The sequence below is a fragment of the Vibrio sp. S12_S33 genome, assembly GCF_963889785.1.
GTDB lineage: Bacteria > Pseudomonadota > Gammaproteobacteria > Enterobacterales > Vibrionaceae > Vibrio > Vibrio aestuarianus.
This window is the reverse complement of record NZ_CAWPQZ010000062.1, coordinates 1-11942: the sequence shown is the minus strand read 5'-3', so window position 1 is coordinate 11942 and position 11942 is coordinate 1. Positions and strand designations below refer to the sequence as shown.

The window sequence follows — 11942 nt, the reverse complement described above, 5'->3', positions numbered from 1 at the left end:
CGAATACAAGACCATCCATCACTGAGTTAAACAGCGGGGAAATTCTTGTTAGTTGGACTGGAGATAGTTCCGATGGAAGTGGGTCTGGGATTGTTCAGCAAATAGTGGGGACAGGCCTGCAAATTTCTGAAAGCACGGTTGCTGGGCGTATTGTTGGGGGAGTGACGAGTGTTACTGACGAAGATGTTGGTGATGTATTTATTTATTCATTGGTTGATGATGCGGATGGCGCTTTCACAATTGATGCTGCAACAGGCACAGTGACAGTTGCTGATCCAAGTAAGATTGATTTTGAGATTGCTGAAAGCTTAACCATAACCATACGAGTAACAGACTCTACAGGGCTGACCTACGATGAAGATGTGACGATAAATGTCATCGATGGTGTTGACCCTGCAATTAATCCAACAACAAATGCTGATATTCTTAGTGCCACGTCTGGTGATGATGTGATTAACGCCTTGGCTGGAGATGACCTCATCTATGCTGGTCGTGGTAACGATGAAGTATTAGGCAGTGAGGGGAATGATACTATTTTCGCTGGTAGTGGTGACGATATCATTGATGGGGGAAACCCTAACCTTGTGCAGCCGGATTACCAAAAATCATCGCTTGGTCCAAGTAGTACCTTCACGAAGTCTTCCGGTGAAACTGTGACAATGTCTTCAGTTGATAATGGTGGGGGGAATGGCATTAGTGGGAGTTCTTTCCAATTAAAACCAGATGTTCAAGGGTATTACCTAGGTAACTCTTCAGGTAGTTGGACCGATTCTCACACTCATGTTCTTTCTGAACAGGTTCATGGTGTCCGTGTCAGAGTTGCTTTTATGGCATATCAAGAGCAAATTTGGTTTGCTCTTGATGGTGTTGAAATTGATTTAGCTCAAGCTATCGCAGACGGTATCATAGTGTACACTAACGTTAGTGGTGATAATGATGATTTCATCAATGCATCTGGACATTTACAATCTTCGCAAGTTGATAATACCGATTATATTACATTAGATATTAATATCCCATTTACTACTATTGATGTGTTGTCATCAGGTAATGCAGGAGGATTTAGCTATGAGCTTTATCTTAATGTCGACCCAATTGAATTGGCGGATGGAGCTGACACCATTTATGGAGAAGCGGGTAATGATACAATAGATGGCGGAACAGAAGATGACTACCTAGATGGAGGTGCTGACGATGATACATTACTGGGTGGCTCGGGTAACGATATTTTAATTGGAGGCTCTGGTAATGATATTTTAACTGGGGGAGAGGGCGATGACATATTTATGTTTGATACGCAGTTTAATGATGGTGATGTTGATACCATTACAGACTTTGCTTTAGATGAAGATAAAATCGATTTAACTGATTTGCTGCAAGATGATACCAACCCGTTGACGGTGGATGATTTCTTGGCAGGACTAACTGTTGTTGAAAATAATGGTGATATGGAGATTACCATTGGTGAAACGGGGCAAGAACAGACGATTGTGATCAAAAACTTAACACAAGCCGATCTTGGTTTAAGCGGTGGCGATAGCGCTGATATTATTACAGAGCTCTTTAATAGGAATGTATTTACGATTGATTAAGTCACTTACCCTGTATATCGCCATAAAATATGGTTACAGTGACTAGCCCTGATATGGGTTGACACTTTTAAGCAAAACGCTCGCTGCATTTCATCGGGCGTTTTGTCTTTTAAGGCTGTATGCGGTCTCATCTGATTGTAGATTTCTATTGACTCGGCGTAAGCGCCCCACGATTCCACAGGGCGTTTTAGTGTGAGAAGTTCCAAGGAAGAAGTGAGTTGATATCAGGCTCTGGCTTTGCCAGTTCCCTCATACATTTGACCATGTAATCGTAGAGTATCAGTCCGTTAGCTTTCGCCGTCCGATGATGCTATACAGCAAAGCACTCGCATCAGCACCAAGCGGATTCGTCGAGAATAACCAATTTTTTCTGCCAATAACCAGCGATTTGATTGCGCCAATTGAAAAAGTCGTATCGAATTGCTCCTTAAGTAAAGAGCGTATTTTGCGCACGCTCAGATGATACTGACCAGCCAAGATCGCGATATGACTCAATAGATTGGGGCCCATGATACCTTGAGGTATATCGCTCGGCTTTCTGGCCCTCGTGGTTTCGTCACACTGAGAGCATTTACCAGAAAAGAGCCGATACTCGGTAATATCCATTGTCGGTTTGGGAATTTCATGAACCTGATGACGATAAAAAGGTTTATCACTTATCTTAAGGTTCGTATCGCCACAACAAGAACAGGTACTATCTGGGTAACATTCAACAAAGGTATCAGATGGTTTTAATTCTGAGAGTTGTCGTTTGTGCCCTGAGTGACCCTGTTTAGCTCCTCTCGGATTGCGATTACAGCTCTTTCTCCTGTCGAAAAATGGGATTAAGAAATGTTTTTTTTAACCTAAATCAATTTATGTAAAACCTGACGCTAGCAACGGACATTAACTACTGACAATAGAGCTAATGACCAATGAGTTTGGTATTATGTTTGCGATTTCCTAGTTGTGATTATTGACATGCCATTATCAAAAGAGTCGCTAAAAACGATACATATCATTGCGAGTTCAGCTAATTTTGCCGTCGCAGCAGAACGATTAAACCGCGTACCATCTGCGGTGAGTTACACGGTTAAGAAGTTAGAGGAAGAGCTTGGATTCGACTTGTTCGATCGTTCAGGACGTCAAGTTAAGTTAACTCCAGCAGGACATTATTTCATTGAGCAAAGCAGTTGGATGCTAGACTCGTTTGAGGAATTGATTCGAAACAGTACTCTAGTCAGTAGCGGTGTTGATATTTCCTTTGATATTGCGATTAATAACATTATTAACCGTGATGGTGTTATCGAGTTAGTTAGCCAACTTAACCAGCAGTTTTCTGCGACCCAAATTGCAGTTAAAACAGAAGTTTATAACGGCTGCTGGGATGCTCTTTATTCACGTCGTGCAGATTTAGTGATTGGCGCGCCGCATTCTGCTCCAAAGCTGGAAGGGATTGTGTACCACACTCTTGGCAAGGTGGAATGGGATTTTATCGTTGGCCGAAGTCACCCACTGGCAGCCCATATTGATATTTTGACCACTGAAGAACTGCGTCGCTATCCAGTTATTGTAGTACGGGATACCTCACAACATATTTCACCGCAAGATTCATGGTCATTAACGGGACAAAAGGTGATTTATGCGCCTGAATTGACGACCGCTATTCGTATGATTGAGCATGGGATTGGTATTGGATACATTCCTCATCATCGAATTAAAGAACAGTTGAATCAAGGCTCAGTGCTAAAAAAAGCGATTGTTGAGCACAAGCAACCAACACAACTGTTTTATGCATGGCATGCACAGAGGCAAAGTCCGGTTCTAGAGTGGTGCGTAAACTATTTGATTAAAAATGAACATAAGTTCAACTGGCACAGTTAGTCGGATTGGAAAGCGAGCTTTAGGCTCGCTTTTTTAGTTATGTGCTTGCATCACATTTATAAGGTCGTTCAGATCTCACTTTCTATACTTTAACCGCGCAAAAATTTGATGCTTTAATGCAAAAAGTTCGCGATATTGTCACTAAATTTTATTGTTTACTCTTTTGTTAGTAACGAATCGGTCATTGTTGTGATAGCGATCCTGTTTATCTTTTCTTGATTCAAATTCTTTGATGAATGAGGCTTAATTTTCTCACTTTTTTTGTACTTAGCATAGATCTACACTCCATAACGAACGCAAAAGAGCGTCAACAAACACTAATAACAAAAAGGTATGATAGTTATGATTAAGTTATTTAATGCTGAACCCTTTGCCCTAGAATTTGATCCTACAACTACAGCGCTGGTTATGATTGATATGCAGCGCGACTTTGTCGAACCAGGTGGTTTTGGCGAAGCGCTTGGTAACGATGTCTCACTAGTACGCACTGCTATTGAACCTTGTGTTGCTTTGCTTGAGGCGGCTCGTCAAGCTGGCCTTACTGTGATTCATACACGTGAAGGTCACCGTGCGGATCTAACTGACTGCCCAGCGGCAAAACTGACGCGTGGCGGTAAAACATTTATCGGTGAAATGGGGCCAAAAGGTCGCATCCTTATTCGTGGTGAAGAAGGCCATGACATCATCCCTGAGTTGTACCCAATTGCGGGTGAACCAATTATCGATAAACCAGGTAAAGGTGCCTTTTATCAAACGGATCTACACCTAATTCTACAAACGCGTAATATCAAAACACTGATCGTATGTGGTGTGACGACAGAAGTGTGTGTAACTACCACGGTACGTGAAGCAAATGACCGCGGTTATGAGTGTATTGTGCCTGAAGATTGTGTCGGTTCTTACTTCCCAGAGTTCCAAAAATACGCACTTGAGATGATTAAAGCTCAAGGTGGTATTTTTGGTTGGGTTTCGCACTCAAAAGACATTATCGACGCGATTAAGTAACTAGATCTCGAGCCATGTTACTTGCGGTAGAGAAAGGGTGCCGATTTCCAGAACAGGCATTTGATGGCCGAATTCATAGCGTTTTTAGTCATGCAATCAATATCATTAGTGATGATCCAATGACTAAAACGTGGGTTTCTTTACTCGACCTCTCTCTACCCAATACACCTTGTGGTTTATCGGTGTCTCTGGTTAGTGAGCCGCTATTTAACCAATGCCAAGTAGGTGACAAGGTGTATCTTCGTGGTGGTATTTTACGTTTTTCGACGGATGCCAGATTGAGCGTAGATAGTCGTTCAGCAATAAAATGGAAGTATCCACCACAAGTAAATGAATATTCGTTGAGTCAATTAAAAAATAACATTCATCATTTAGAAAATTATTTTATTCAATATGTAAATAATCGAATTAATCCAAAGCTATATGTTACTACTTATAGTGACTACTTAAATTATATCGAGATTGATGTTGATTTTGATTTAGTCAGTAAGCCTGAATCCATAGTTGATAATTTGGGAAGGGGCCAAGGTCTTACTCCTTCTGGTGATGATTTTATTTGTGGATTATTGGCACTACTGAACTATGTGACTCAATGTTCAGGCTCTTTGCAGTGCTCTTATTGCACAGTGCAAGCAAGGATCACCAATGCATGTAGTTTGCAATGGCATAAGACGACGGATGTCAGCCGCCACTATCTACAGCAGGCATGTGAAGGTGACTTCTCCCAGCCAGTTTCTTGGTTGGTGTATTCAATATTTAATTCCACTTGTTGTAATGAAGTGGGAGAAATAATTAACAACGTACTTGAAATTGGTTCGAGTTCAGGAATTGATATCGTTTCAGGTATATTATTTGGCGCTCATTATTTACAACGAAATATAGATTAGTCTGCAAGGTTGTATCTATTGAATTTGACGGTTGTAAATAATGCCAAAAAAATGGTTCTTATTATGGCAATAAAATATAAAGCATTTGAAAACTTGTATCAGGACTCTGTGTCTTTGATGCAGTTGTCTGCACAACTAAATAAACTTGATGGGATAGAAGAAGCTTCAGTCGCAATGGGGACCGAGGCGAACCTGACACGTATAGCTGATGCGGGCTTTGGCTCTGATATCTGCGCCAAGCCTAATGATTTGGTTATTGCAGTGAAAGGGGAAGATAAAGCGTGCGATCAAGCTATTACGCTGGCTCAAGAGCAATTAACGTCGCGTAAAAGCGAGGCAAGTACAGCGAGTGATTATGTACAGCCATTAACCAGTTTTGCACTGGGTTTAGAGCAGCACCCAGAGGCGAATTTAGCATTGATTTCTGTGCCAGGTGAGTATGCCGCGGCAGAAGCAATGAAAGCGCTGAATCTTGGCCTTAACGTGATGATGTTTAGCGATAACGTTTCACTAGAAGATGAACTAAAAATTAAACAATTGGCCCAAGCGAAACAGCTTATGGTGATGGGACCTGATTGCGGCACCGCAATAATCAACGGTATTCCGTTGGGTTTTGCCAATGTGGTTCGTCAAGGTGAAATTGGTATTGTGGCGGCTTCTGGCACGGGGCTGCAAGAGGCGACATGTCGTGTACACCAACTAGGTGCAGGCATATCACAAGCTTTAGGAACTGGTGGCCACGACTTACACCAAAACATTGGTGGTATTTCGATGCTGGCAGGTCTTGAAGCCTTAATTGAAGATGAGCAAACCAAGATTATTGTGTTGATTTCAAAACCACCAGCACAACAAATCGCAGAGCGTATTTTGCAGGAGGCGCAATCAACAGAAAAGCCAGTGGTCGTGCATTTCCTCGGTGCGCCGACTGACAGCATTGAGCGTGAAGGTATTTACCCGGCAGCTAGCTTAGCGCATTCAGCCGAAGTTGCGGTAGCGTTGTTGAATCGACAAACTGTTACGCCACCTCAAACAGTTACCGTTGATATGACAAAGTCAATATTAGAGCATGCACATGCGTTAGTGGAGACTCAGAAATTCGTACGCGGCGTTTTTGCTGGCGGTACATTCTGTTTTGAAGCTCAGCTTATTTGTCATCAAGCAGGTATTACGGGTTATTCCAATACGCCAATTTCGACCTACAGCATGCTAGATGATGTATGGAAAAGCCAAGGAAATACCATTGTTGATCTAGGTGATGATGCCTTCACTCAAGGTCGTCCTCATCCAATGATTGACCCAACATTACGTAATCAACGAATTTTACAAGATGCGCGTGACCCGCAAACGGCCGTCATTCTCTTTGATGTGGTACTTGGTTATGGCGCATCTGAGCTGCCTTTGGCAGAACTATTGGCGGTATTAGATCAATTAAAACAGGAACAAGCTCAATTACCTGTATTTATTGCCCATGTATGCGGCACAGACAATGATCCTCAGTCCCGTGATCTAATTAAACAAGCGCTAAGTGACCAAGGTGTAATCGTTGCAGACTGCAATGCACAAGCTGCTGAGTTTGCCGCTCTAATCATTAATCATCAAAGTCGATAAGGAGCTACAGAATGAAAGCTTTATTTAGTCAAAAACTGTCAGTTCTAAATGCGGGTTTAGCCAGTTTTGCAACTAATATTGAACGTGCGGGTGGCCGTGCGACTGCTATGAATTGGCAGCCGCCAGCTAATGGCGATAAGCAAGGTGGTATCGCACTGGCTGATCTGACCAACCAGTTGGATATCGAGCAAGCGAACCAAGTTGCAATGAGTCGCTATTTGGCTGCTCAACCAACGTTAGTTGATGTGATGTTAGCGGGTGAGGCTATCCCTGCACTTGCTGACCGAAAATTGATTCTTCATGCAGGGCCACCGATTGCTTGGGCAAATATGTGTGGCCCAGTACAAGGTGCGATTCTTGGTGCGATCGTCTATGAAAAGTGGGCGGAAACAGTTGAACAAGCACAAGTGATGATTGATTGCGGTGAAGTGCAGTTTGAACCTTGCCATCACTACGATGCGGTTGGCCCAATGGCCGGAATTATTAGTCGTTCAATGCCGGTATGGGTGGTAGAGAACCAAACTGAATTTGGTATTCAACGTGTCTTTTCTAACTTCAATGAAGGTTTAGGGAAAGTTCTGCGTTTTGGCGCTAACAATAGTGATGTGATTGAACGTCTAGAGTGGATGGGGACTGAGCTGGCACAAGCTATGAAAGCGGCTGTGCGTGAAGTAAATGGATTGGAGCTGAAACCAATTATGGCGCAAGCGCTGCATATGGGTGATGAAGTTCATAACCGCAATGCGGCCGCTACGGGCTTATTGTTAAAACAATTGATTCCAGCGTTACTTTCTATTCAGTTAGAACAAGGCCAGCTAAAGCGAGTGATCAGCTTTATTACTGGCAATGACCACTTCTTTTTGAACCTTTCTATGGCTGCGTGTAAGAGCATGCTTAAAGCAGCCGAAGGGGTTGAAAATAGCACTATGGTCACGGTGATGGCGCGTAATGGTGTCAACTTTGGTATTCAGCTCTCTGGTACTGGCAAGCAGTGGTTCCAGGCGCCAGCCAACCCTGTCAATGGTCTGTTCTTTCCAGGTTATGGTGTTGATGACGCAGCAGCCGATCTTGGTGACAGTGCGATTACAGAAACAGCTGGCGTGGGCGGTTTTGCAATGGCTTCTTCTCCAGCGATTGTCAAGTTTGTTGGTGGTACACCAAATGATGCCACTAACAATAGCCGTACTATGCAGACTATTACGCTTGGAGGTAACCCGGCCTTCACTTTACCAGCATTAAACTTTGCGCCAACAGCGGCGGGCATTGATGCGCGTAAGGTGGCTGATAATGGCGTGTTACCCATCATTAATACTGGTATTGCCCATAAACAAGCGGGTGTTGGCCAAATCGGTGCTGGCATTACGACGGCGCCAATGCAGTGTTTTGTTGATGCGTTGTGTGCACTTGATGCGCAGCGTCGTAGTGAGGTGATCGCATGAGTAAGCGTCCACTAGCCGTTGTCGCCTTTGGTGGTAACGCATTAATTGATGATAACGACCATTGCTCAATTCGAGATCAATATCGCACGGTAGAAAACAACGTTGGCTACCTAGTGGATCTCATCGAACGCGGTTGGGATTTAGTGATTACTCATGGTAACGGTCCTCAAGTTGGCTTTATTTTGCGACGTTCAGAGTTGGCAGAGCACGAGGTCGCACCAGTCCCAGTGGATTACGCAGTAGGTGATACTCAAGGTGCAATTGGTTACATGTTCCAAAAAGCACTAACCAATGAGTTAAATCGAAGAGCGATTGCTCGACCTGTGGTGTCACTGGTGACACAGACTTGCGTTGATGCAAGTGATGAAGCTTTTGTGAAGCCAAATAAACCAATTGGCTCATTTATGGCTCAAGAAGTTGCACAGCAATGTGCTGACAGTTTGGGTTGGAGCATCATGGAAGATTCAGGTCGTGGCTGGCGCCGCTGCGTAGCGAGCCCTAAGCCTCTAGAAATCGTCGAATTACCGAGTATCGAAAACTTAATTGCTAGCGGCACTCTGGTGATTGCCTGTGGTGGCGGTGGTATTCCTGTAGAGCGTGATCCGCAAGGCAATTTGATTGGTGTGGAAGCGGTAATTGATAAAGACGTTGCATCAGCATTACTCGCAGAGAAGCTTCAGGCTGACATGCTAATTATTCCAACAGGCGTAGAGAAAGTGGCGATCAACTTTGGCCTGCCAAATCAACAATGGCTTGATGACCTCACACCAGCAGAGGCGAAGCGACTTTGTGATGATGGCCAATTTGGTGAAGGTTCTATGAAACCGAAAGTCGAAGCTTTGCTGCAGTTTGTCGCCGCAAACCCTAATGGAGCAGGCCTCATAACTCAAGCAAACAAACTGTTACAAGCACTTGATGGCAACACAGGCACTTGGATTCGCAATTAATTTTTTTGCTCACTCGCTGGGCAGTTATTGGAGATGTTTTATGTCTACAGAGACAACACAACTAGCCGTGAATGGCACATTGATGCGCGGCCTTAAATTGAACCACAACTTAATTAATGTGGGTGCTGAGTTTGTACGAGAGGATGTGACAGACAAGCACTACCGCTTATGGTCGATCAATGACGATCACCCGGCGATGATTCGTACTATTGAAGAGAACAACTCAGTTGATCTAGAAATATGGGCATTACCAATGGCTGCGTTTGCCACGGTATTAAGCAATGAGCCAGCAGGCCTTTCAATTGGCAAAGTTAAGCTGGCTGATGGTAGCGAGATACTTGGTGTACTAGGGGAGCCTTGTTTAGTCGAAGGTCAAAAAGAGATCACTCATACTGGCGGATGGCGTAAATACACCGAAGCATTGAGCTAATGTTCTAGATTTTTATTCCAGTCATCTCATTAGCTTCATTGCTATACCCTACACCGAGATAGCTGGAAACAACAATAACAATCGAAATAAAGGGTTTGAATTATGTCTAATAATAGAAAAAGCAATGATGCACCGAATACCGCATCAGGTTTTCAGATTGCCATGATCCTTCTTGGTATTCTGGTTACTCCGGTTCTTTTGGCTTCATCAAGTTTAGGTAGCCAGCTGGAGCTGGGCAATGCGGCGATGATTATTGCTGTCGGTAGTTTGATTCTTACAGTTCTAGCGGTAATCAACATTTCAATTGGCGAGCAAGCTCGTTTACCTACTTATGGTATTGTTAAATTCTCTTTTGGTAAGCAAGGCGCTATTGCAATCAACGTGATTATGGCGATCAGTCTTTTCGGCTGGATTGCCGTTACGGCAAATATGTTCGGTCACAGTGTCCATGACTTGTTGTCTGGCTTTGGCTTATCGATTCCTGTGCCAGTGTTAGTTGCTATCGGTTGTGTGATTTTTGTCGCTTCTACCGCAGCTGGTTTCGAGATGCTGGGTAAAGTGTCTAAAATGGCAGTACCTGTAATTGTGGTACTTATGTTTGTGGTGCTATTTGTGGCAACAGGTGCCGATGTTGCTTCAACTGAGAAGTTGCAACAATTGCCATTTGGTACTGCGGTTTCATCGGTTGTAGGTACGATCATAGTGTTAGTGGCAACCTCTCCTGATTTTGGCAGTTTCGTGCACAATCGCAAACACGCCATGATTGCTGGCGCATTAACGTTTGGTTTGGCTTATCCTGTGTTGTTTTTTGTTGGCGCAGTTCCTAGTTCGCTAACGTCAGAAGGTTCGTTGCTTGGTGCGATGGCTTTAATTGGTACCACGCTACCAGCCGCTATTTTGCTGATCTTTGCGTGTGTCACTGGTAACGCAGGCAACATGTTCCAAGGTACGTTAGCCGTCTCGACACTGTTTACTAACATTGCGAAATGGAAGATCACCGTCGCTCTGGGTGTTCTAGCGACGATTCTGGGTAGCATGGACATTATGGGTTGGTTTATCCCATTCTTATTATTCCTTGGTATTGCTACACCACCAATTGCTGGCATTTACATTGCTGACTTTTTTATTAATCGCCGTCAAGGCTACGATGAATCATTATTAGAAAAAGATGCTGCAGTAAAACCGATGACATTTGTGGCTTGGGTTATTGGCTCATTAGTGGGTTTTGCTACTGTAAATGGCATGTTTACTCTAACGGGTATTCCCTCAGTAGATTCGATTCTGGTTGCCTCTTTAGGTTATGCGCTATTGTGTCGAACAAAACCGTCAGTGGAGGTTTTGAGTAAATAAGCTAGATGGCCCTTCTACTGCTTAATGAAAGACATCATCTTATCGACTTCATTAGCTCTGTAACCATGGGTTCAACATCAAGCTATGCTTGGTATGATAAAATGCTCAGCGTTACCATCGCCAGTGTCATTATGCCTTTGGTCAATCGAGGGATTATCGGAGAGAGCCAGACGAGAGGCAATACTAGAGGTCTGATAACAAAAATCAGTGTCATCACGAAGCCACAGCTATAATACCAAGCTATGTGGCTTCCTATTCTTTGGTCACTGTTCATTTTGCACTCCTTTGGACATTTAAAGTTGACCATATCAAAATAAGAGAAAGTTCGATCGCGTTGAGCATAGATAAACTTTATCGATAAATCTTGTAAGAAATACCTTATTTTATAGTCCGATAATCAAAGTAGCGTGGCAGTTTTCGTAACGCATAGGATTCTGTTACTTGACTCTAGCTCAGTTGACTGGTTAATATTACGCCATCATTTCTCTGGGAGATTACGCCAATATGAATAACTAAACCTGTCATCCATTTCTCATTTTATTTTTTGGATATACAGGGTTAGTAGGCGTAGCTCACTTTCCGATATTTCTTGGTTATCACTCATTCTTTTTTGGAATTGCACGTTTAGTGTGAGTGCTAACTTTGAACTCATCTTTGAATTATCTCTAGCTACGGTTGTTGTCCCTGTCAAGCACAGGGCGGGAGCATACTTTGATGGATTTATAACCCAAAGAAGACTCTAGCCCGATAATCATCGTTCCATCCCGCTTTTTTCAACTTCACTTTTTGGCTTGGCGCACCACAATCACATTGCTTGAGCA

Annotated in this window: 9 protein-coding genes and 2 pseudogenes; 9 read left to right on the top strand and 2 right to left on the bottom strand. The window is 43.4% G+C overall.

Translation table 11 applies throughout. The features are described from left to right. Positions 1–1592 (top strand): type I secretion C-terminal target domain-containing protein (locus AACW06_RS17790; RefSeq protein ID WP_192076103.1); only part of this gene is annotated, 1592 nt, incomplete at its 5' end. Between the two features lie 187 nt (positions 1593–1779). Here the strand turns inward: AACW06_RS17790 and AACW06_RS17785 are convergent. Both AACW06_RS17785 and AACW06_RS17780 read right to left on the bottom strand, forming a co-directional pair. Further along, a pseudogene (locus AACW06_RS17785) lies at positions 1780–1988 on the bottom strand (transposase domain-containing protein); the annotation flags it as partial. After that, positions 1983–2387, bottom strand: a pseudogene (locus tag AACW06_RS17780) (IS66 family transposase); the annotation flags it as partial. The pseudogenes AACW06_RS17785 and AACW06_RS17780, both read right to left, overlap by 6 nt. Before the next feature lie 165 nt (positions 2388–2552). Between AACW06_RS17780 and AACW06_RS17775 the strand changes: the two are divergent. The 8 genes from AACW06_RS17775 to AACW06_RS17740 all read left to right on the top strand — a co-directional run bounded on the left by AACW06_RS17775 (position 2553) and on the right by AACW06_RS17740 (position 11121). Continuing rightward, the gene (locus AACW06_RS17775) at positions 2553–3455 is read left to right on the top strand and encodes a LysR substrate-binding domain-containing protein (RefSeq protein WP_192076102.1); all 903 of its coding nucleotides are present in this window, start codon (positions 2553–2555) and stop codon (positions 3453–3455) included. 342 nt (positions 3456–3797) lie between these two features. After that, the gene (locus AACW06_RS17770) at positions 3798–4460 is read left to right on the top strand and encodes a cysteine hydrolase family protein (protein WP_192076101.1); all 663 of its coding nucleotides are present in this window, start codon (positions 3798–3800) and stop codon (positions 4458–4460) included. Between the two features lie 14 nt (positions 4461–4474). Next, positions 4475–5347, top strand: coding sequence for a DUF2877 domain-containing protein (locus tag AACW06_RS17765; RefSeq protein WP_192076100.1), 873 nt, complete (start codon positions 4475–4477; stop codon positions 5345–5347). Positions 5348–5410: 63 nt separating this feature from the next. Further along, positions 5411–6955 carry an acyl-CoA synthetase FdrA gene (fdrA, locus tag AACW06_RS17760; protein WP_192076099.1) on the top strand — a complete coding sequence of 515 codons (1545 nt, stop codon included), beginning with the start codon at positions 5411–5413 and terminating at the stop codon, positions 6953–6955. Positions 6956–6966: 11 nt separating this feature from the next. Beyond that, positions 6967–8394, top strand: a complete 1428-nt coding sequence (locus AACW06_RS17755) for a YlbE family protein (protein ID WP_192076098.1) — start codon at positions 6967–6969, stop codon at positions 8392–8394. Beyond that, positions 8391–9341 (top strand): carbamate kinase, encoded by a 951-nt coding sequence (locus AACW06_RS17750; RefSeq protein ID WP_192076097.1) that lies wholly within the window; start codon positions 8391–8393, stop codon positions 9339–9341. The genes AACW06_RS17755 and AACW06_RS17750 overlap by 4 nt, the downstream gene beginning before the upstream one ends. Before the next feature lie 40 nt (positions 9342–9381). Further along, complete coding sequence (locus AACW06_RS17745; protein ID WP_192076096.1) at positions 9382–9771, top strand: allophanate hydrolase-related protein; 390 nt, start codon at positions 9382–9384, stop codon at positions 9769–9771. A gap of 102 nt (positions 9772–9873) precedes the next feature. Further along, a complete protein-coding gene (locus AACW06_RS17740; RefSeq protein WP_192076095.1) occupies positions 9874–11121 on the top strand; it encodes a cytosine permease in 1248 nt (415 codons plus the stop codon). Positions 11122–11942: the final 821 nt, after the last annotated feature.